This window comes from Micromonospora rubida (assembly GCF_009908295.1).
Lineage (GTDB): Bacteria > Actinomycetota > Actinomycetes > Mycobacteriales > Micromonosporaceae > Micromonospora > Micromonospora rubida.
On the sequence record NZ_JAAALO010000010.1, the window covers coordinates 213,897 to 235,230 of the forward strand.

At 74.0% G+C, this 21,334-nt stretch carries 20 protein-coding genes; 11 read left to right on the forward strand and 9 right to left on the reverse strand.

All coding sequences use genetic code 11. The features are described 5' to 3' along the window. The 8 genes from GVV04_RS27940 to GVV04_RS27975 all read left to right on the forward strand — a co-directional run bounded on the left by GVV04_RS27940 (position 1) and on the right by GVV04_RS27975 (position 9,751). Positions 1–1,164, forward strand: coding sequence for an ROK family protein (locus GVV04_RS27940; protein ID WP_161691974.1), 1,164 nt, complete (start codon positions 1–3; stop codon positions 1,162–1,164). 54 nt (positions 1,165–1,218) lie between these two features. Then, positions 1,219–2,280 (forward strand): extracellular solute-binding protein, encoded by a 1,062-nt coding sequence (locus GVV04_RS27945; protein WP_161691975.1) that lies wholly within the window; start codon positions 1,219–1,221, stop codon positions 2,278–2,280. A gap of 169 nt (positions 2,281–2,449) precedes the next feature. Continuing rightward, complete coding sequence (locus tag GVV04_RS27950; RefSeq protein WP_161691976.1) at positions 2,450–3,523, forward strand: ABC transporter ATP-binding protein; 1,074 nt, start codon at positions 2,450–2,452, stop codon at positions 3,521–3,523. Continuing rightward, entirely contained in the window at positions 3,520–5,313 is a 1,794-nt protein-coding gene (locus GVV04_RS27955) for an ABC transporter permease (protein WP_328822606.1), read from the forward strand. The genes GVV04_RS27950 and GVV04_RS27955 overlap by 4 nt, the downstream gene beginning before the upstream one ends. Continuing rightward, complete coding sequence (locus GVV04_RS27960) at positions 5,310–6,311, forward strand: creatininase family protein (RefSeq protein WP_328822607.1); 1,002 nt, start codon at positions 5,310–5,312, stop codon at positions 6,309–6,311. The genes GVV04_RS27955 and GVV04_RS27960 overlap by 4 nt, the downstream gene beginning before the upstream one ends. Continuing rightward, positions 6,308–7,261 carry an amidohydrolase family protein gene (locus GVV04_RS27965; RefSeq protein ID WP_161691977.1) on the forward strand — a complete coding sequence of 318 codons (954 nt, stop codon included), beginning with the start codon at positions 6,308–6,310 and terminating at the stop codon, positions 7,259–7,261. Before GVV04_RS27960 ends, GVV04_RS27965 begins: the two co-directional genes overlap by 4 nt. 65 nt (positions 7,262–7,326) lie before the next feature. After that, positions 7,327–8,784 (forward strand): lyase family protein, encoded by a 1,458-nt coding sequence (locus GVV04_RS27970; protein ID WP_161691978.1) that lies wholly within the window; start codon positions 7,327–7,329, stop codon positions 8,782–8,784. Between the two features lie 37 nt (positions 8,785–8,821). Then, positions 8,822–9,751, forward strand: a complete 930-nt coding sequence (locus tag GVV04_RS27975) for an ROK family protein (protein WP_328822608.1) — start codon at positions 8,822–8,824, stop codon at positions 9,749–9,751. 72 nt (positions 9,752–9,823) lie between these two features. On the opposite strand, the gene GVV04_RS27980 is transcribed toward GVV04_RS27975, so the two are convergent. Both GVV04_RS27980 and GVV04_RS27985 read right to left on the reverse strand, forming a co-directional pair. Next, positions 9,824–10,471 (reverse strand): lipoprotein, encoded by a 648-nt coding sequence (locus GVV04_RS27980; protein ID WP_161691979.1) that lies wholly within the window; start codon positions 10,469–10,471, stop codon positions 9,824–9,826. A gap of 122 nt (positions 10,472–10,593) precedes the next feature. Then, the gene (locus GVV04_RS27985; protein ID WP_161691980.1) at positions 10,594–11,310 is read right to left on the reverse strand and encodes a class I SAM-dependent methyltransferase; all 717 of its coding nucleotides are present in this window, start codon (positions 11,308–11,310) and stop codon (positions 10,594–10,596) included. Positions 11,311–11,531: 221 nt separating this feature from the next. Between GVV04_RS27985 and GVV04_RS27990 the strand changes: the two genes are divergently transcribed. The 3 genes from GVV04_RS27990 (at position 11,532) to GVV04_RS28000 (ending at position 14,089) form a co-directional block, all read left to right on the forward strand. Then, positions 11,532–11,972: a VOC family protein gene (locus GVV04_RS27990; RefSeq protein WP_328822609.1), complete on the forward strand. Its 441-nt coding sequence runs from the start codon at positions 11,532–11,534 to the stop codon at positions 11,970–11,972. Between the two features lie 897 nt (positions 11,973–12,869). Then, a complete protein-coding gene (locus tag GVV04_RS27995; RefSeq protein ID WP_161691981.1) occupies positions 12,870–13,793 on the forward strand; it encodes an aminoglycoside phosphotransferase family protein in 924 nt (307 codons plus the stop codon). A 77-nt stretch (positions 13,794–13,870) separates the two neighbouring features. Beyond that, positions 13,871–14,089, forward strand: coding sequence for a hypothetical protein (locus GVV04_RS28000; protein ID WP_161691982.1), 219 nt, complete (start codon positions 13,871–13,873; stop codon positions 14,087–14,089). A 171-nt stretch (positions 14,090–14,260) separates the two neighbouring features. Here the strand turns inward: GVV04_RS28000 and fabF are convergent, their stop codons facing one another. The 7 genes from fabF to GVV04_RS28035 form a co-directional block, all read right to left on the reverse strand. Further along, positions 14,261–15,487, reverse strand: coding sequence for a beta-ketoacyl-ACP synthase II (gene fabF, locus GVV04_RS28005; RefSeq protein ID WP_161691983.1), 1,227 nt, complete (start codon positions 15,485–15,487; stop codon positions 14,261–14,263). A gap of 2 nt (positions 15,488–15,489) precedes the next feature. Then, a complete protein-coding gene (locus GVV04_RS28010) occupies positions 15,490–15,729 on the reverse strand; it encodes an acyl carrier protein (RefSeq protein ID WP_161691984.1) in 240 nt (79 codons plus the stop codon). Between the two features lie 83 nt (positions 15,730–15,812). Next, positions 15,813–16,757, reverse strand: a complete 945-nt coding sequence (locus GVV04_RS28015) for a beta-ketoacyl-ACP synthase III (protein ID WP_161691985.1) — start codon at positions 16,755–16,757, stop codon at positions 15,813–15,815. Beyond that, complete coding sequence (locus GVV04_RS28020) at positions 16,757–17,926, reverse strand: acyltransferase domain-containing protein (RefSeq protein ID WP_161691986.1); 1,170 nt, start codon at positions 17,924–17,926, stop codon at positions 16,757–16,759. Before GVV04_RS28020 ends, GVV04_RS28015 begins: the two co-directional genes overlap by 1 nt. A 107-nt stretch (positions 17,927–18,033) precedes the next feature. Next, positions 18,034–19,263, reverse strand: coding sequence for a PucR family transcriptional regulator (locus GVV04_RS28025; protein WP_161691987.1), 1,230 nt, complete (start codon positions 19,261–19,263; stop codon positions 18,034–18,036). Positions 19,264–19,321: 58 nt separating this feature from the next. Then, positions 19,322–20,047 carry a response regulator transcription factor gene (locus GVV04_RS28030; protein WP_328822610.1) on the reverse strand — a complete coding sequence of 242 codons (726 nt, stop codon included), beginning with the start codon at positions 20,045–20,047 and terminating at the stop codon, positions 19,322–19,324. Next, a complete protein-coding gene (locus tag GVV04_RS28035) occupies positions 20,044–21,228 on the reverse strand; it encodes a sensor histidine kinase (protein ID WP_161691988.1) in 1,185 nt (394 codons plus the stop codon). The genes GVV04_RS28030 and GVV04_RS28035 overlap by 4 nt, the downstream gene beginning before the upstream one ends. Positions 21,229–21,334: the final 106 nt, after the last annotated feature.

The window sequence follows — 21,334 nt, forward strand, 5'->3', positions numbered from 1 at the left end:
GTGACTGACGTGGTGACGCCACCAACGAGCCCGGTGAGCCGGGAGCGGTCGAAGGAGATCAAGCGGTTGTCCGTGATCTCCACCGCCCGCCAGGTTCGGCTGCTCTCGCGGGCCGAGCTGACCGAGCTCACCGGCCTGAGCCCCGCCACGCTCACCCCGCTCGTGCGCGAGCTGATCGCCGAGGGGTACCTCATCGAGCGGGGGCCCGGGGCGTCCCGCTCCGGCCGCCCCCGGGCGATGCTGGAGTTCAACCCGCGCGCCGAACTGGTCGCCGCCGTCTCCCTGGAGCCGTCCCGGATCAGCTGCGAGATCGCCGACAGCGACGGCACCGTGGTCGCCCACCGGGCCGTCCGACTCGCCGGCGACATCATCGACACGATCTGCCGCTCGGTGCCCGAGCTGGCCGGCGACGGCCTGCCGGCGCTGCGCGGGGTGGCCATCGCCGCGCCCGGCGTCTCCTCCGGCGGCGCGGTCCGGCTGGCTCCCTCGGTCGGCCTCGTCGAGGGCCGGCCGATAGGGGAGTCGGTGCAGCGGCACCTCGGGGTGCCGGTGGTGGTGGACAACGACGTCAACCTGATGGCGGCCGGCGAGCACGCGGCCGGTGCCGGCAGCGACGTCGCCGACCTGCTGCTGCTGCACGTCGCCGACGGCATCGGCGCCGGCCTGGTGCTCGACGGCCAGGTCCGCCGGGGCGCGGGTGGGGCCGCCGGCGAGGTCGGTTTTCTGCCGCTCGACCCGGCCGACCGGGGCCACGACGGGATCGGCCCGTTCGAGGCCCGCTGGTCGGAGAACGCCATCGCCGAGCGGGTGGTGGCGCTGGCCCCCGGGCGCCGGCCGGACGCGCCGGTGGCCGCCCTGGTCGCGCTGGCCCGCGCCGACGAGCGGGCCGCCGCGTACCTGGACGAGGTGCTGACCGCCTGGTCCCGGCTGATCGTCTCCTGCGTCTGCGTCATCGACCCCGGTCGGGTGCTGCTCAGCGGGGCCGCCGCCCAGCTCGACGACCGGGCCGTCGACCGGCTCCAGTCGTTGGTCGACACCGCCGCGCCGAGCGTCACCGAGGTCCGCCGCGCGGTGCTCGGCGACCGGGCCGTGCTGCACGGCGCGGTCAGCTACGCGCTCTCCGCCGCCGCGGCCGGCCTGCCGATCCTGCTCTCCAGCCCCTGACCCACGAGAGCCCCTGACCCACGAGTTTCCCCTTATTCCCCTCGGAGGTACCCCATGAGACGTCGTCTTCTCCTCGTCGGTGCGCTCGCCACCGTCCTCGTCGCCGGCACCGCCTGTGGCGGCGGCGGTGACGACGACGCGGCCGGCGGCGCGTCCGGCGGCGCGAGCGCCGAGAAGCTCACCATCTACACGGCCCGCGACAAGAAGGTCTCGACCTTCGTGGTGGACCAGTTCACCGCGAAGTACCCCGAGTACAAGGGCAAGGTCGAGATCCTCAACCTGGGCGCGCAGGAGATCCTGGAGCGGGTCCGGGCGGAGAAGGCCAACCCGCAGGCCGACGTCTGGTGGGGCGGCACCCAGCAGGGGCTCTCCGCCGGCGCGTCCGAGGACCTGCTGACCGGCTGGCAGCCGGCGTTCGCCAGCAAGATGGACGCCAAGTACAAGGACGCCGAGGGCCGCTGGTTCGGGGAGATCCTGCTGCCCGAGGTCATCATGTACAACAACAAGGCGCTCACCCCGGAGCAGGCCCCGAAGGACTGGGACGACCTGCTGAAGCCGGAGTGGAAGGACAAGATCATCATTCGGGACGTGGCCGCGTCCGGCACCATGCGGTCGATCTACTCGGCGATGATCATGCGGCAGTCCCCGGACGGCAGCAACCCGCAGCCCGGCTACGACTGGCTGAAGAAGCTCGACGCCAACACCGGCTCGTACGCGGCCAACCCGGCCGACCTGTACCTGAAGCTCTCCCGCCAGCAGGGCACGCTCAGCGCCTGGAACCTCCAGGACGTCCTGCTCCAGGCCAACCAGTCGAACATGCCGTTCGGCTACGTGATGCCGGCCTCCGGCGCCCCGGTGCTGGTCGACGGCATCGCCGCGGTCAAGGGCGGCAACACCACCGGCGCGCAGAAGTTCATGGAGTTCCTCTTCGACGACAAGCTCCGCGCCAACCTGGCCAAGGACTACTTCCAGATCCCGGCCGTGGAGATCGCCGAGAAGCCGGAGTGGCTGGCCCAGCTCAACCTCAAGCCGCTGGACGTCAACTGGGACGTGATCGGCAAGAACGAGACCGAGTGGATCAACCACTGGAACAGCCAGATCAAGAACAAGGGCTGACCAGCGCGGGCGCCGGTGGCGGGAAGGTTCCCGCCCCCGGCGCCGCCCGCTCGCGGGGCACCCGGACGGGAGCCCTTCCCCGCCGGGGGCGTCACGTGCCCGCCCCCCGGGCACCCGTCACCCGTCACCCGACCGGCCCCGATCCGGTACCGCAGAAGGAGAAGACATCATGATCGATGTCACGCTGGAGTCGGTGAGCAAGCGCTTCGCGCGCGGCGGCGACACCGCAGCCGTGGACGACGTCGACATCACCATCGCCGCCGGGGAGTTCTTCACCCTGCTCGGCCCGAGCGGCTGCGGCAAGACCACCACCCTGCGCATGGTGGCCGGGTTCTACTTCCCCACCTCGGGCCGGATCCGGTTCGGCACGGAGGACGTCACCCGGCGCCCGCCGAACAAGCGCGACACCGGCATGGTGTTCCAGAACTACGCGCTCTTCCCGCACATGAGCGTCGCGCAGAACGTCGCGTACGGGCTGAAGATCCGCAAGGTCAACCGGGCCGAGTCGAGGCGGCGGGTCGAGGAGGCGCTCGGCCAGGTGCACCTCGCCGGGTACGGCGACCGACGCATCGACGAGCTGTCCGGCGGCCAGCAGCAGCGGGTGGCGCTGGCCCGCGCACTGGTCATCCGGCCGAAGACCCTGCTGCTGGACGAGCCGCTGTCCAACCTCGACGCCAAGCTGCGCGAGGAGACCCGGACGGAGATCCGCCGGATCCAGAAGGAAGCCGGCACCACCGGCATCTACGTCACCCACGACCAGGCCGAGGCGATGGCCATGTCGGACCGGATCGCGGTCATGCAGTCCGGCCGGGTGCAGCAGATCGGCGCCCCGCAGGAGATCTACCACCGCCCGGCCACCAGCTTCGTGGCCCGGTTCATCGGCCGCAGCAACGTGCTCACCCTGCCGGTGCTCGCCGCCACCCGGGAGACCGTCACGGTGGGGCTGCCCGGCGGCGGCGAGATCGTCGTCCCCGGGCCCGCCGACCACGGCCTGAGCCAGGGGGAGACCGCCCTGGTGTCCGTGCGCCCCGAGCACATCGGCCTCACCTCGACCACCGACCCGGGGGCGCTGCCCGGCCGGGTCGTCGACCTGGAGTTCACCGGCATGGCCACCAACCTGGTCGTCGACACCGCCGGTGAACAGGTGCAGGTGGCCGCCGTCGAGGTGCCCGCCGGGATCGCCGTCGGCGACCAGGTCGGGCTGCGGCTCAACCGTGAGCGGATGTGGGTGGTGCGCCCGTGAGCACCATCCCCGCGACCCCCACCCCGGCCACCGTCGCGCCGGTGACGAAGGACCCGACGCCGCCACCGGGCCCGCGCCGCCGGCTCGCCGCCCGGTTCGTCGGTGGCACCGGCTCCCGCTGGTTCCCGTACGTGCTGGTGTTCCCGCTCGTGCTGGTCCTGTTCGGGTACGTGGTGCAGCCCATGTTCGCCACCTTCGCCGAGAGCGTCGGCGTGGACGGGGTGGAGAACTACGGCAGCTTCCTCACCAGCGACGGGGTGGCCCGGTCCTCCCTGTTCACCTCGCTGATCATCTCCGCGGCCAGCGTGCTGCTCTGCGGGATCGTCGGCGTGGCGATGGCGTTCCTGCTCAAGCGCTTCTCGTTCCCCGGGCGCAAGCTGATCGAGGCGATCATCCTGGTGCCGGCGGCCCTGCCGCCGCTGATCGGGGCGATCTCCTTCCAGCTCCTCTACAGCGAGACCGGCATCCTGCCGCGCGGCCTCCAGCAGCTCTTCGGCACGGAGAACCCGGTGCTGCCGTTCAGCGGCATCGCCGGGGTGCTGGTGGTGCACACGTTCACCATGTACCCGTACTTCTACCTGTCCGCCTCGGCGGCGCTCGGCGGGATGGACCCGTCGGTGGAGGAGGCGGCGTACAACCTGGGGGCCAGCCGGGTCCGGGTCTGGCGCACGGTGCTGCTGCCGATGCTCACCCCGGCGCTGGTCTCCGCGTCGCTGCTGGTGTTCATGACCTCGCTGGCGTCGTACACCGCCCCGCTGCTGTTCGGGGTGGACCAGACGATGACCATGCAGATCTACATCAACCGCACCAACGGCGACCTGCCGATGGCCTCCACGTACGCCTCCGTGCTCGGCGTCGTCTCGGTGCTGTTCCTGCTCGGCATGCGCTGGTACGAGGGGCGGCGCAGCTACCGCTCCCAGTCCAAGGGGGTCGCCGCGCACCGGCGCGAGATCACCAACCCGTTGGGCAAGTGGCTCGCCCTGGCCGCGTCGCTGCTGGCCACGGCCGTGCTGCTGGCCCCGGTGGCGACCATCGCCCTGGTGGCGTTCTCCGCGGACGGCTCGTGGACCACCGAGGTGATCCCGGCGCAGTACACGATGCAGAACTTCGTCACGATCTTCTCCGAGCCCCGGGCGTTCCAGCCGATCTTGAACTCGCTCCAGATGAGCCTGATCGCGACCGTCGCCTGCGTCGTGGTCGGCGTGCTCATCGCGTACGCGGTGCGCCGGCTGAACTTCCGCGGCCGGGGGCTGCTGGACGTGGCGGTCATGCTGGCCTGGGCGCTGCCCGGCACGGTGGTGGCGATCAACCTGATCTCGGCGTTCAGCACCGGCAACGCGTTCAGCTTCGGCCAGGTGCTGATCGGCACCTTCTGGATCATGCCGCTGGCGTACTTCGTGCGGTTCCTGCCGCTGGTGTTCCGGTCCAGCTCGGCCGCCCTGGCGCAGCTCGACCCGTCGCTGGAGGAGGCCGCCCGCAACCTCGGCGCGTCCTGGTGGCGGGCGTTCGGCACGGTCACCCTGCGGCTGATGCTGCCGGGCGTGCTGGCCGGCGCGCTGCTCGCCTTCGTGCACGGCGTCGGCGAGTTCGTCGCCTCGGTGCTCATCTACACCTCGGAGACCGCACCGATCTCGGTGGAGATCAACAACCGGATGTACTCGTTCGAGGTCGGCACCGCCGCCGCGTACGGCATGCTCCAGGTGGTTTTGATCTTCGTGGTGATGGTGGTCTCCGGTCGGCTGGAGGGCGGCGGACGATCGACCCGGGAGGCGGCGAAGTGGACGGCGTGACCGGCGTGATCCCCGACGGCGACCACGTGGCCGCCTGGCTCGCCCACGGCGGGCTGGTCCCGGTCGCCCGGGTCCCCGGCGGGGAACTCGCGGCGGTCGCCGGGGCGGCGGACTTCGCGGTGCTGCCCGTCGGCGCGGTCGAGTGGCACGGCCCGCACCTGCCGCTGGGCACCGACCTGATCCTCGCCGAGGGCTTCGCCGCCGAGAGCGCGACCCGCTCCGGCGCGCTCCCGGCCGGGGACGACGCGGCCTCGTCCGGCGGCGGGACCCCGGACGAGGCCGCGACCCCGGCCGGTGGCCGACCGGCGGCGGGCCCGCGCGGGGTGCTCTTCCCCGCCGTCCCGTACGCCGCCTGTCCCGGCCAGACCCGGCCCTGGCCCGGCACCGTGGCGATCCGGCCCGAGATCGCGGTCGGCTACCTGGCCGACGTGATCGAGGGCATCGTCGCGGCCGGCTTCCCCCGGCTGCTCATCGTCAACGGGCACGACGCCAACATGTCCACCGTCCGGGCCGCCATGGAGTGGGTCTCCGGGCGGCGCACCGCCAGCCTGCTGCTGGTCAACTGGTTCCAGCTCGTCACCCCCGCCGAGACCGCCGAGCTGTACGGCCCGCTGGTCTCGCGCGGGCACGGCGGGGCGTACGAGACCTCCGGGGTGCTCGGGTTCGACCCCGGCGCGGTCCGGCTCGGCGCGGTCGACGACCTGCCGCCGAAGCCGAAGCTGCCGGTGACCCACCCGTACGTGCTGGTGGAGTCCCGGCCCGACCCGTGGCAGGGCTGGTCCGGGCACATCTCGCTGGCCGACGAGCCCGCCGGCCGGCGGGTGCGGGAGCTGGCCGGGACACGGCTGCGCGAGATCGTCGCCGCCTGGGTGGCCGCCCCGCCGCCCGCCCCGCCCACCGCCGACCCGCTGCCGGAGCCGGCCGGTGACCCCGCGCCGAGCACGGCTGCCACCCCGGCGCCGTCGCCGGCCCGCGAACCGACCGAGGGGGGATCATGACCGTCGACCGGGGACTCGACATCGTCGACTTCCACCTGCACTTCCGCATCGGCGTGGATTCGACCATCCAGGCGTGTGAGCACGCCGCCGGGATGCACCCCGGCGGGGAGCACGAGCGGGCCGTCCGGGCCGCCGGCTCCGCCCCGTACGCCCGGCAGTGGCGGCAGGCGTGGGCCTTCCCCGACCCGGAGCCCCCGGCCGAGCGCTGGCAGGACGAGGCGGACCGGTGGGCCGAGGAGCTGCGCCGGGTGGACGTCCGCCGGGCCGTCTTCGTCACCGGCGGCGGCAACGACACCGTCGCCGACGTCGTCGACCGGCACCCGAACCTGCTGCTCGGCTTCGCCCACCACGACCCGTACGGTCCCGACGCGGCCGGCGAGCTGGACCGCGCGGTGACCGAGCGCGGCCTGCGCGGGCTGAAGCTGTTCGCCCCGCTGCTGCGCGGGCCCCTCGACCACGCCGACCTGGACCCGCTCTGGTCCACCGCCCAGCGGCTCGGCGTGCCGGTGTTGATCCACATCGGGCACTACGGCAGCGCCGGCGGCCTGTCCCACGGCCGGTACGGCGGCCCGGACGAGCTGGCCCGGATGGCCCGCCGCTTCCCCGAGCTGGCCGTGGTGGTGCCGCACTTCGGCGTCCAGCACGTGCAGGACCTGCTCTTCGCCGCCTGGGGCTGCCCGAACATCCACGTCGACACGTCCGGGTCGAACCAGTGGGTGCGCTGGATGCCGTACAAGCTCACGCTGGAGGAGCTGTTCCGGCGCTGCTACGAGACCATCGGCCCGCACCGGATCGTGTACGGCAGCGACTCGTCGTGGTTCCCGCGCGGGTACGTCACCCGCTACCTCGACGACCAGCTGCGGATCTGCCGGGAACTGGGCCTGCCCGACGACCACCTGGGCGCGATCTTCGCCGGGAACGCCGAGCGCCTGCTCGGCGTGCACGAGTAGACCGGCTGACGTCCGGGCGCGGCGAACAGCGCCGCACCCGGCCTGGAAGGAAGCAGAGACTCCTGATGAGCACACCCGCGCTGACCACCTACCAGCGGCACCACCTGCGGCCGACATACGACCACCACGTCGGGTACCTCTACCCGGCGATGGTGCGGGCCAGCCAGGCGCACGTGGTCATGCTGACCGAGCAGGGGCTGATCCCCGCCGCGCGGGGCGCCCGGCTGCTGCGCGGGCTGGCGGAGCTGCGCGCCGACACCGGCCCCGCGCCCGCCTTCGACGGCAGCTTCGAGGACACGTACTACCTCATGGAGAAGCGGATCGCCGAGGCGTGCGGCATCCCCACGTCCGAGCTGGACGTGCAGATGGCGCGCAGCCGCAACGACCTCGACGCCGGGGTGTTCCGGATGCTGCTGCGCGACCAGCTCCTCGGGGTGCTCGACCGGGTGCTCGCCGCCGGGGCGACCGCCCTGGCCTCCGCCGACCGGTACGCCGACGTGGTCATCACCGGCTACACCCACCGCCGGCCGGCCCAGCCGACCACCATCGGCCACGCCCTCGCCGGGTACGCCGAGGCCCTGGCCGGTGAGGCCGTCGCGTACGCCGACCTGATCGACCAGATCAACACCTCGCCGCTGGGCTCCTGCGCGTTCGCCGGCACCGACCTGGACATCGCCCCCGCCCGGGTGGCCGAGCTGCTCGGCTTCGGCGGCCTGGTCACCAACTCGTACGAGGCGGTGGCCGGCGCCGACCACCTGGTCCGGGTCGGCACCCTCAACGCGCAGGCCCTGGCCACCGGGGCGCGGCTGGCCCGCACCCTGATGGACTGGCTGACCTGGCGCTGGGTGACCACCCCGGGCGACTTCACCCAGGGCAGCAGCATCATGCCGCAGAAGCGCAACCCGGTGGTGCTGGAGCACCTGGTGTCGATGGCCGGGGCGACCGCCGCCGACGCCGCGAGCGTGCTCAACAACGTCGGCGCGGCCTGGTGGGAGGACTCCAACAACGCCACCACCGACGTGCAGGTGCGGCTGTGGGACAGCAACGACCGCGCCGACCGGTTCTTCGCCCTGCTCGGCGGCTTCCTCGCCGAGATCGAGCCGCTGGAGCCGCCGTCGCGGGAGGAGATCGTCGCCTCCGGGGCCACCACCACGGCAGCCGCGGACGCGCTGACCCGGCACGGGGTGCCGTTCCGGGCCGCCCACTCGGTGGTCGGCCGGCTGGTCCGGGGCGGCGCCCCGGACACCTGGACCCCCGAGGGCGTCCGGGCGGCGGCCGAGGGCATCACCGACCGGCTCGACGACGACGCGATCGGCGACCTGATCGCCGCCGCCGTCCGCCCCGAGCTGGTGCTCGACCGGGCCCAGGTCGACGGCCCCGGCGCGTACGCCGTCCGGGCCCAGGTGACCGTGCTGCGCGGCACCTTCGACACCGTCGCCGGCCGGCTGGCCGCCGTGCGGGACCGGCTGGCCAGGGCCGACGAGGCGCTGGACGCCGTGGCCGCCGAGCGAGCGTCCCGATGAGCGCGGGCGTCGCGGACCCGACCGACGGGACCGAACTGTGAGCGTGCGGCTGGCCGGGCGGGTCGCCCAGCCCGCGCCGGTGGCCGGTGACGCGCCCGTGCTGCTCGGCATCGACTTCGGCGGCACCAAGATGGCCGTCGGGGTGGCCGACGGCGAGGGCCGGCTGCTGGCCTGCGAGCGTGTGCCGACGCACGCCGAACAGGGTGCCCCGCAGGCCCTGGACCGCGCGCTGGACCTGGCCGCGAAGCTGGTGGGGGAGGTCGGCGGCCCGGTCGCGGCGGCCGGGATCGCCTCGCCCGGGGTGGTCCGGCCCGATGGCATCGACCTGGCCCCGAACGTGCCCGGCTGGGACCGGCTCCGGCTGGCCGACGCGGTACGCGACCGGTTCGGCGTGCCGGCGGTGGCGGTCGACAACGACCTGAACGCCGCCGCCCTCGCCGAGCTGCGCTTCGGCGCGCTCCGCGACGCCGACCCCGGCCTGGTCGTCGGCCTCGGCACCGGGGTCGCGGCGGCGCTCACCGTGCGCGGGTCGGTGCTGGCCGGTCACCACGGAGCGGCCGGCGAGATCGGGTACGCCGTGGCGGGCGGCCCGTGGCCCGGCACCATGCTGGAGCTGGACTTCTCCGGCCGGGCGCTGGACCGGCTCGCCGACGAACTCGGGGTGCCGGGGACGGCCGCCGGGCTGGCCGCCGCCGCTGAGCGGCCCGGCCCGGCCCGGGACGCGCTGACGGCGCGGGTCGACGAGTTGGCCCGCCACCTGGTCACCTGCTGCCTGCTGCTCGACCCGCAGCGGGTGGTGCTGGTGGGCGGGGTGGCCGGCAGCGAGCTGATCCGTGGCCTGCTGGTCGAGCGGCTGGCCGCCGTGCTGCCGTACCGGCCCGACGTGGTGCTGTCCGGGTTCGCCGACGACGCCGCGCTGCTCGGCGCGGTCGTCCTGGCCCGCGAGGCGGTCCCGGCCCCCCGCTGACCCGTTCACGGGTTTCCGGGTGCGGTTGTTGTTGCCACGGCCGCGACAACTGCACCCGGAACCGCCGGTCGTTCAGCCGGTCGGCCGCAGGGTGCTCGTGGCGAGCTGGTACGCCGGGAACATCGCCTCGAACTCGTCGGTGTCCATCCCGCCGAGGGTCAGCAGCACGGCCCCGCCCGAGGAGGTGCTCGCGACCAGCGCCCGCTGCCGGTTCGGGCCCCCGCTCAGCCCGTCCTGCTGGAGGTAGGTGGCCTCCACCAGGTCCAGCGGGCCGCGCCGCACCCGCCGGTACTCGATCTCGCTGATCCGGCCGTACTCGGCCAGGAACTCCTCCAGCGAGGCCCGCGCGCCGAGGGGCGCCGCGTCGACCGCCCAGACCCGCAGGAACCCCACGTTGTCGGCCGGCTTCGCGTCGACCTCGCAGCGCAGCCGCGACCCGCCCAGCGTCACCCCGGACGCGTCGTCCACCGGCTCGGCGACCCACCGGGCCGGCAGCGAGAACGTGATCGGCAGCTCGCAGGGGGTGCCCTTCGCCCCGACGGTGACGCCCGCCTCGGCCGGGGCCACGTCGTCGTACCAGGGCGGGCCGGACACGAAGGGCGACGGTGCGGGGCCGACCCCGGCCCGGGCCGCCGACGGCCGGGTCCCGTCCTCGGCGCAGCCCGCCGCCGTCGCGATGGTGAGCACAGCCAGTACGGCCGCCCCGATACGTCGAAACACCGTTTTACGTCCCCCGTGGTCGTCCGCGCCGCCCGGTCCACCCCGGACAGCCGATGGATGTTAGCGGGTCGGGCGGCACGCTCAGCCGCCCGTCGGGGGTCGTGTCGGGTCGGCCGTCGGCGTCAGTCGGCCGTCGGGCGGTGGGCGCGCAGCATCAGCGACACCCCGGGCAGGGAACGCACCGGCAGGTACCGCTCGGCGGTGACGATGGTCCGCAGGCCCAGGTTGACCACCGGGTTCAGGTCGTCCAGGTCGCTGCCGGTGGACTTCCGCCGCCGCCAGGCCGCCACCGGGCGGAGCAGCACGTTCCAGCTCCACAGCTCGTCGACCACCAGGCCGGCCTTCTCCACCACGGCACGCAGCGACGCCCGGTCGTACCGCCGGACGTGGCCGACCGCCACGTCGTGCGCCGACCAGAGCGCCATGTCGGCCGGTACGGCGATCAGGGCGACGCCGCCGGGGCGCAGGGTGCGGCGGATCTCGGCGGTGGCGAGGTGGTCCTCGTCGAAGTGTTCGAGGATGTCGAACGCGGTCACCAGGCCCAGGCTCGCCGAGGGCAGCGGCAGGTGCCGGGCGTCGGCCCGGATCACGTCGAGCCCGCGCTCGCGGGCCACCCCGGCGCCCTCCACGCTGTATTCCAGGGCCACCGGCCGCCAGCCGTGCGCCCGCAGCACCCGGGTGTTGCCGCCGCCGGCCGCGCCGACGTCCAGCGCCCGCCCGGGGGAGTGGCCTGCGGCGGCGAGCCGGCGCAGCGCCCGGGCCAGCAGGGCCCGCCGCTCCCGGTACCACCAGTGGGTGTCCTCCAGGGCGGCGAGCTTGCGGATCTCGGTCGCTTCCACGGCGTGCTCCTCGCAGGGTCTCGGCGGATCCCACCCTAGCGGCCCGCCCCCTCCGCTCCGCCCGCCCCGCCCGGGTGTGCGGAAGCACCCGGGGTCGGGCGGCGGACCAGGGCCGCCTGTCGGGTCTCCTCGGACCTGGCTGTTGGCGGGCGTGACCAGGCGTTCCAGGTGTGCCACAGCCGTACGCGGGTACCCGACGGGCCATCCCGAGGGAGGCGGCAGTGACGAACGAGGCCCCGGACTACTTCCAGCCGGAACACGGCATGGTGCTCACCCACCTGTTGATCGTGCGGGACGTGGAACGTTCACGTGAGTTCTACCGGACGGTGCTCGGCGCGACGGTGGTACGGGAACGCCAGCCCGCCATCCTCCGGCTGCACAACAGCTACCTCGTCATCAACGACGAGGGTGGCCCGACCGACGACAAGCCGACCGTCGTCGCTCAGGCGCCGACGGACCCGAACCTGCTCCACAGCGCGCTCAACGTCCGGGTGACCGACGTGCACGCGGTCTACGAGCTGTGGCGCTCGCGGGGCGGACAGTTCCTCACCGAGCCGAAGGACCACGGGGTGGAAATCCGGTGCTACCTGCGCGATCCCGACAACTATCTCATTGAGCTCGGCCAGGGCACCGGAATCCTCGCCGAGAAAGCTCCCGGCTAGGTCCGGTGCGGATTCGGGACCGGTCTTCGTCGTGGGTCGCGTCGCGGCAGGGCGATTGCGAAGTCGGCGGGAGCGCTTCGATCGGGAGGTCTGGGGGTCCCGGCGTGGGCGCCGCTCCACGGCAGCGACCGCCTCGCCCTCAGCTCCACCCCTGCCACGGTCCCCGGGCCAACCGGGGACCGCACCCGCGCCTACGCAATGCCCCTGGGGCGCCCCAGGGCCCCGGCAAAGTCGTGGGTCTCCGGCTGGCAGGTCTCAGGGGGATGCGCGTGCTGCCGACACCATCGACCCCTGCCGGGTCGGCCCCCGCCGGGTCGACCTTCGCCGGGGCGGCCGTCCGCCGGGTTGGCCTACCCTCCGTTGGTCCCTATGGAGCTGCCCCGTTTGTGCTACCGGTGGAGTGGGAGCGTAGGCGGGGCAGCTCCATAGGGACCGGAGGACAGGTCCCCGACCGGGCGCGGGGCGCATTCGTCAGGCCGGCGCCCGACTGCCCGGGGTGCGGGGCGGCGTGGGGTGGCCGGCCTTCCCGGAGCATTCGCGGGAGAGGCCCCCCCGCGACATTGCCGGAGCCCGGGGGCACCCCCTGCGGAGATGATCTACGTCAGCTACAGCCACTTCACGAAAAGGTCGAGCCGCTCCGCCGCTGTCCTGGCCTGTTGCTGCAGTAAGCCCGGCCGACTCCTCAGCGACCGCCGCCTTCGCTTCCGCGCTGGACACTCCTCGTCATGGAGTCATGAGCGGGTGATCCGGGTGGCGGATCTTGGAGTTGACGGTCAATCCCGCTTCGGGTTGAGCGCTGCGGTTTCGCCATTTTCTCCAACCATGAAAACCATTGATTCAGTACGGGTGGATGCTCGGTCGCCAAGGTCGGGGCGAGGGCTGACTACTGTCTGGGGAGTGATCACCGAGGAGTTGGCCCGTAACGTCGAGGGAGTCTGGGGTGATGACGGCATCCGATGGCTGGCGGACCTGCCTGCCATCCTGCGGGAATTGGCCAACGACTGGGACCTCACGGTCGGATCGCCGTACGAGCTCTCCTACCACTACGTCACCGCAGTCACCCGCGGGGACGGGACGCCAGCTGTCCTCAAGCTGGGTGTGCCGACCGGCACGTCGCTGGCCGAGGAGGCGCCAGCGCTCGCAGCGTTCGCCGGCCGCGGGGCGGTCCGGTTGCTGCGGGCGGACCTCGACCGTGGCGCGTTGCTGTTGGAACGCGTCACCCCCGGTTGGCGTGCCCGTGACCTGGTGCCTGATCGGGATGGCGAGGCGACCTCCGCAGCGGTTGGTGTGATGCGGCGTTTGCACGTGCCGCCACCGCCCGGCTGCACGCTGCCCGAGGCCGTGGCCCAGGCTGCGGCGTTCGACAACTACGCGGCCCTTCACGGGGATGCCGGGCCGCTGCCACTGGACCTCGTCGTGCGCGCCGGGGCTCTGATGCGTGAGCTGTGCGCGTCGGCAACCGAGCGTGTCGTTCTGCACGGCGACCTGCACCACGACAACATCCTGCGCGCGGCCCGCGAGCCGTGGCTTGCCATCGACCCGCACGGCATCGTTGGCGATCCCGGCTACGAGGTCGGCGCGCTGCTGTTCAACCCCGATCCGGCCGATCGCGACGAGGCGTTGGCCGCGCTGGTCCCGTCGCGGGTGGAACAGCTTGCCGACGAGCTGGCGATGCCGGTGGACCGGGTGGTGGCATGGGGATTCGTCAAGGCGGTCATGTCCGATGTGTGGTCGGCCGAGGACTGGACCCCCGCCGCGGACCGGTCTCCGATCAGCCGCGCTCTCGACGTCGCTGGCTTGTTGCTCCCTCGCCTGGCGTAGGGCGGCGATGACCCGGGTCCGGCGGCCGGGCGAAATCGGGGTGCGGGAGGTGGGGGCGGGGTGGGAGTGTGCCGGGCATGGCAGAAGCACAGGGTTTCGCGTACGCCCAGCGGGCGGACGGTTCAGTGGTGATCACGCACCACGGCCGGGTGGCCGGCACGCTGCGGGGCGGCCGGGCGGCGGAGTTCCTCGCCGAGGTCGACGAAGACCCGCAACTGGTGATGGCCCGGTGGACCGGCAACTACCGCCGGGGCAACGAACGCGCCGCGCGGCAGCACCCCCGCAATCGCGCCTGACCCGGGATCGAGCTGAAGCCCAGCCTGCCCCCCGAGCCGCAGTCCACGCCGTCCCGCTCCTGGCCCGGGCCAGGAGCGGGACGGTCGCCGGCGTCGTCGCGGTCAGGTAGTACCCGCACTCGATGCCGGCCCTGTCGTCCGGACAGGTCCGCCTTCAGGGCCCCGGAAGTCTCAGGGCCGGGTGAAGACGAGAGCCACGTTGTGCCCGCCGAAGCCGAACGCGTTGTTCAACGCGGCGGGGATCTCCATGTGCCGTGCCTTGTGGGCGACCACGTCCAGATCGAGGCCGGCCTCCGGGTCGTCCAGGTTGATCGTCGGGGGGATGACACTGTCGCGGATGGCCAGGATGGTGGCGATCGACTCCAATGCGCCGGCCGCGCCGAGCAGGTGGCCGGTCATCGACTTGGTGGCGGTGATCACCGGGTGGTCGCCGAGCGCCGCGCGAAGCGCCCCGATCTCCAGCATGTCGCCGACCGGGGTCGAGGTGGCGTGCGCGTTGACATGCACGATGTCGGTCTTCGCGATGCCGGCGTCCGCGACCGCCTTCGTGATCGCCCGGATCGCGCCCTCGCCCTCCGCGTGCGGCTGCACGATGTCGTACGCGTCGGAGGTGATCCCGGCGCCGGCCAGCCGCGCGTACACCCGGGCGCCCCGGGCTGCGGCGTGCTCGGCACGCTCCAGGACCAGCACGCCCGCGCCCTCGCCGAGGACGAAGCCGTCCCGCCCGGTGTCCCACGGCCGGGAGGCCCGCTCGGGCTCATCGTTGCGGGTGGACATCGCCCGCATCGAGGCGAACCCGGCGATCGGCAGCGGGTGGATGACCGCCTCGGTGCCGCCGGCCACCACCACGTCGGCCCGGCCGGAGCGGATGATGTCCAGCCCGAGGGAGATGGCCTCCGCGCCGGTCGCGCAGGCGCTGGCCACCGCGTGCACCCCGGCCTTCGCGCCCACCTCCAGCCCCACCCAGGCGGCGGGGCCGTTCGGCATCAGCATCGGCACGGTGTGCGGGGACACCCGGCGCGGCCCGGACGCCTCCAGGATGTCGTCCTGGGCGAGCAGGGTGGTGGCCCCGCCGATGCCGGAGCCGACGCTGACCGCCAGCCGCTCCGGGTCCAACCCGGAGTCGGCCAGGCCCGCGTCCGCCCAGGCCTGTCTGGCCGCGATGATCGCGATGGCCTCGGAGCGGTCGAGCCGGCGCAGCTTGACCCGGTCCAGCACCTCGGACGGGTCGACGGCGAGGTGCGCGGCGATCCGGACCGGGAGTTGCGCGGCCCACTCCTGGGTGAGCGGACCCACCCCGGAGCGGCCGGCGAGCATGGCGTCCCAGGTCGACGCGACGTCCCCGCCCAGCGGGGTGGTCGCGCCGAGCCCGGTGACGACGACGTCGGAGCGAGCCATGATCAGGCCTGCGCCTCGATGTAGCTGACGGCGTCGCCCACGGTCTTCAGGTTCTGCACCTCGTTGTCGGGGATCTTGACGCCGAACTTCTCCTCGGCGGCGACCACGACCTCCACCATGGAGAGCGAGTCGACGTCGAGGTCGTCGGTGAAGGACTTGCCCTCGGCCACGTCGTCCGGGTTCACCCCGGCAACCTCTTCGAGGATCTCGGCGAGGCCGGCGGTGATCTCGTCACGGGTCATGGTTGGTGCGTTCCTTTCGATGGTTGGACTCGCCGCGCGGCGCGTGCCGGCGGCGGGCGAACGGCCCCGGAAGGGGCCGGACGTCAGGGGCAGCGGACGACCTGACCGGCGTAGGTCAGGCCGCCGCCGAAGCCGAAGAGCAGGACCGGGGCGCCGGAGGGCACCTCCCGGCGCTCGACGAGCTTGGACAGCGCCAGCGGTACGCTCGCCGCCGAGGTGTTGCCCGACTCGATGAGGTCCTTCGCGATGATCGCGTTGGGGATGCCGAGCCGCTTGGCGATGCCGTCGATGATCCGGGTGTTGGCCTGGTGCGGCACGAACGCGGCCAGCTCCGACGGGGCGACCCCGGCCCGCTCACAGGCCTGCAGGGCCAGCGGGGCCAGTGCGGTGGTGGCCCAGCGGAACACCGTCTGGCCCTCCTGCTTGACGTACGGCCGCCAGCCCTCGATGCGTACCGCGTCGCCCTTCTCCGGGACCGAGCCCCAGACCACCGGGCCCACCCCGGCCGGCTCGCCCTCGGCCGTGGCGGTGACCACCGCGGCGCCGGCGCCGTCGGCGAAGATGATGCAGGTGGAGCGGTCGGTCCAGTCGGTGAAGTCGGACAGCTTCTCGGCCCCGATGACGATCGCGTTGCGCGACGCCCCGGCCCGGATCGCGTGGTCGACCGTGCCCAGCGCGTAGGCGAAGCCCGAGCACGCGGTGTTGAGGTCGAACGCGCCCGGCGCGGTGATGCCGAGCTTCGCGGCGACCCGGCAGGCCACGTTCGGGCTGCGGTCGATCGAGGTGCAGGTCGCCACCACGACGAGGTCGATGTCGGCGGCGGTGAGCCCGGAGTTGGCCAGGGCCTTGTCGGCGGCGGCCGCCGCCATGTCGGCCACCGTCTCGTCGCCGGCGATCCGTCGGCTGGCGATCCCGACCCGGTCCCGGATCCACTCGTCGTTGGTCTCGACGATCTGGGCGAGGTCGTCGTTGGTGACGATCCGGGACGGCTGGTAGTGCCCCAGCGCGAGAATCCGGCTGCCAGTCATCAGTGTTGACCCCCGATTCGGGCGAGCGGTTGGCCCGGCGCGACCGGGTCGTCGTGGTGAGCGAGCCACTCGGTGAGCAGGCCGCTGTCGTGCGCGGTCACCTCGACCTGGCCCTGCCGGGTGGCGACTCGCCCGATCACCTGACCGGTGTGCAGCGACTCGCCCTCGGCCAGCCCTTCGGCCGGCGCGAAGGTGCCCACCGAGGGGGACACGACGACCCGGAACCGCATGGCCGGCTCGTGGCTCGGGGCCATCCCGTGCCGGGCGATCAGGTCCCGCGCGGCGGGCAGGTCGTCCGGCGTGTTGAGGGTGACGATCTCGGGCACGCCCGACTCCTTGAGCTCCCGCTTGATCAGGCCGGCGAGGGTGCCGGCCGGCGGCAGCTCGATCACCCCGGTGACGCCGAGGTCGGCGAGGGCGCGCATGCACAGGTCCCAGCGCACCGGCGAGGTGACCTGGCGGACCAGCCGCTGCACCATCTCCCGGCCGTGGCCAACTGCGGCGCCGTCGAGGTCGGACAGCAGGATCCGGGCCGGATCGGCCGGGGTGATCCCGGCGGCCACCGCGCCCAGCGCGGCCTCCGCCGGGGCCATGTACGGGGTGTGGAACGCGCCGGCCACCTTCAGCCGGACCACCCGGGCCTTCGCGGGCGGCTCGGCGGCGAGCTTGTCCAGCGCGGCGAGCGAGCCGGCGGCGACGATCTGGCCGGCGCCGTTGCGGTTGGCCGGCTGCAACCCGTGTCTGTCGAGGGCGGCGAGCACCTCCTCGGTGTTCCCGCCCAGCACCGCGGCCATGCCCGTCGGCTCCAGCGCGCACGCCGCGGCCATCTCCCGGCCACGCACCCCGGCGAGGGTGATCGCGGTCTCGGCGGGGAAGACCCCGGCGAGCGCCGCCGCGCCCAGCTCGCCGACGCTGTGCCCGACCGTGAGTGCGACGTCGTGCATCGGCAGGTGCTCGGCCGCGAGCAGCGCCGCCGCGACCAGCAGCGGCTGGGTGCGGGCCGTGTCCTTGATCTCGTCGGCGTCGGCCGCCGTGCCGAGGTGGACCAGGTCGACGCCGGCCAGCGCCGACCACCACCGCAGCCGTGCCTCGGCGCCGGTCAGGTCGAGCCAGGGTGTCAGGAAGCCGGGTTTCTGGGAACCCTGTCCGGGTGAGAGTACGGCGAGCACGGATATGACTCTTCCGGATACTCGCCGGTCACGGTGCTAGCGACCGACACCAAACCGCACTAGAACCTTTGGAGGAACCCTACAGAAATCGGTAACGGTGATCATAGTTATGCGGTCTTTTGCCGGCCCGTGCCGCTTAACGGCTGATTCGCCGTCAAGGGCACCACCGGGTCGAGCCGGCCCACGGTCAGGGCCACCTGGAGAGCGAACGCGTCCCGGGGGAGCAGCGGCGAGAACCCGGTCACCTCGGCGATCCGGCGCAGCCGGTAACGCACCGTGTTCGGGTGCACGAACAGCGCCCGGGCGGCGCTCTCCAGCGTCCCACCGGCGGCGAAGAACGCGTCCATGGTCTCCAGCAGCTCGCCGCTGGCGCGGGCCAGCGGCGCGTACACGTCGTGGCGCAGCCGACGGCGGGCCTCGGCGTCGCCGGCCAGGGCCCGCTCGGGCAGCAGGTCGGCCGCCGGCACCGGGCGCGGCGCGGTCGGCCAGGCCGGGGCCGCCCGGAACCCGGCCAGCGCGGCACGGGCCGAGTCCGTCGCCTCGTCCAGGCTCGGCACCGCCGGGCCCACCACCACCGGGCCGTCGCCGAACGCGGGCAGCAGCTTCCCGGCGGCGCCGAGCGGGTCGGCCGCCCCACCGAGCACGATCACCAGCCGGTCGCCGTGCACCCCGCCGATCATCTCCACCCCGATCCGCCGGGCCAGCCGGTACGCGGTGTGCAGCACGGCGGCCACCTCGCCGCCGGGGGAACGGCCCACCGCGACCGCGACCGGCGGGGCGTCCGACCAGCCCAGCGCGGCGGCGCGGCTGGCCAGCACGTCCGGGGAGTCCCCGCGCAGCAGGGCGTCCACCAGCAGGGCCTGCAACCGGGCGTCCCAGGAGCCGCGCGACTCGGCGGCCCGCGCGTACGCCCGGGCGGCGGAGAAGGCGATCTCCCGGGAGAACCGCAGCACCGCCTCCCGCAGCCGCTGCTCCTCGCCCTCGGCGGCCAGGGTGCCGACCTGCTCCTCGACCACCTCGATGGTCACCTTGACCAACGCCACCGTCTGCTGGAGGCTGATCGAGCGGGCCAGCGCCTGCGGCGCGGTGGCGAAGACCTCGTCGGAGACCTCCTGGGTGCTGTCGGCGGAGCCGCCGCCCTCGCGCAGCCACTGCACCAGCGACCGGGCGCCGGCCTGGGCCACCAGCATCACCCAGGAACGCTGGTCGGCCGGGAGCGCCCGGAACCAGGGCAGCGTCTCGTCCATCCGGGCCACGCTGGCGGTGGCCAGCGCCCCCGCCGCCCGCTCGATCCGGCGCAGCGTGGCCGACAGCTCGATCCCGCCCGGCTCGCTCACCCCCCCAGCCTTCCAGAAGGCGGAGGTCCCCGGTCAACGGCACCGGCGGCGCGGGCGCTCACCCCCTCGGCGGCGGGGCCGACGGCGCCCCGGCGGGCGGGGCCGGCAGGGCCAGCTCCTGCGCCAGGATCGCGGCCTGGACGCGGCTGCGCAGGCCGAGCTTGGCCAGGATCCGGCTGACGTGGGTCTTGGCGGTGCTCTCCGCCATCGCCAGCCGGTCGGCGAGCTGCTGGTTGGACAGGCCCAGCCCGAGGCAGGCCAGCACGTCCCGCTCCCGGACGGTCAGGCCGGCCACCGCCTCCCGGACGGCGGCCGACGCCCCCGGCGCGGTTGCCGCGAACGCGCTGATCAGCCGCCGGGTCACCGCCGGGGCGATGAACCCCTCGCCCCGGGCCACCGTCCGGACGGCGGCGACCAGGGTGTCCGCGTCGGTGTCCTTGAGCAGGAAGCCGGCCGCCCCGGCCCGCAGCGCGCCGAACACGTACTCGTCGAGGTCGAAGGTGGTCAGCACCAGCACGTCGGCGAGCCGGCCGGCGACGATCTCCCGGGTGGCGGAGATGCCGTCCAGGCGGGGCATCCGCACGTCCAGCACGGCGACGTCGGGGCGCAGCTCGGCGCAGAGGCGCACCGCCTCCTCCCCGTCGGCGGCCTCGCCGACCAACGCGATCCCCGGCGTGCCGGCCAGGATCAACGCCAGCCCGGCCCGCACCGCCGCCTGGTCGTCGGCGAGGACCACCCGCACCGGGCCGTCCGCGTCGTCGTCCCGCCCGCCAGGGCCGCTCACGCCGGCTCCCCGGTGGGCAGCGCCGCCCGCACCCGCCAGCGCCCGTCGGCCGGGCCGGCGGCGAACTCGCCACCCAGCAGCACCGCGCGCTCGCGCATCCCGATCAGGCCGGCGCCCGCCCCGGCCAGCCCCCCGCCACCCGCCCGGACCGGGTTCGTCACGGTCACCGCCACCTCCGTCGGTCGGTACGTCACGATCAGCTCCGCCTCGCCAGCGCCGTGCTTCAGCGCGTTGGTCAACGACTCCTGCACGATCCGGTACGCCGCCAGGTCCACCCCCACCGGCAGCGGACGCGGCCCGCCGGTCACCTCGACCCGCACCGCCAGCCCGGCGGCCCGCATCCGGTCCACCAGCAGGTCCAGCTCGTCGAGGCGGACCCGCGTCGCCTCCTCGGCCGGGTCCGCCGCCCCCGGCGTCGGCTCCCGCAGCAGCCCGATGAGCTGGCGCATCTCCGCCATGCCCTGCACGCTGCTCTCCCGGATCACCCGCAGCGCCGAGTTCACCTGCGCCCGGTCCAGCCCCGGCACGGAGAGCGCGGCGGTGGCGTGGATGGCCACCGCGCTGAGGTGGTTGGCCACCACGTCGTGCAGCTCCCGGGCCATCCGGGACCGTTCGGCGCGGACCGCCTCCCGCCGGTCCAGCTCGGCGAGCCGGGCGGTCTGCTCGGCCCGGGCCCGCTCGGCTGCGGCCTGGTCCCGGTACTGCCGCACGCTGATCCCCGACAGCACCGGCAGGACCGCGACCAGCACCACCGGCACGGCGAGCGCCACCCCCCGCCAGTTACCGGTCAGCAGCGTCCCGGCGCCGGCGGCGAGCAGGCTCAGCGCCACGGCGACCCGCAACAGCCACCGCCGCAGCCGGGGCGGGCCGTACAGGCAGGAGTCGTAGAGCACCTGGGTGTAGATCAGCGCGGTGCCGAGGGTGGTGCCGAGGGCGACGTCGACGACCAGCGCCGCCGTGCCGAGGGCCAGGCCGGTGCGGGTGGCCACCCGGCGCAGGCCGACCGCCACCGAGACGGCCAGCAGCGACGGCAGGAAGGCCGCCGTCGGCACGTCGGCGCGCGGGGTGATCGCCAGGTGCGTGCCGAGGCTGAGCAGCGCCAACCCGCCCGTCAGGGAGGCGCCGGCCAGCATCAGGTCCCGGCCGGGGGTCCCGGAGCCGAGCCAGGGTGGCGGTCGCATGGCCCGATCCCACCACACCCGCAGCCGCGCCGGCTCCGCCCACGGCACGAGGCCGTGGTCCGCCGAAGGAGGTATGGCTCAGCCGTACACCGGGGTCATGACGGCG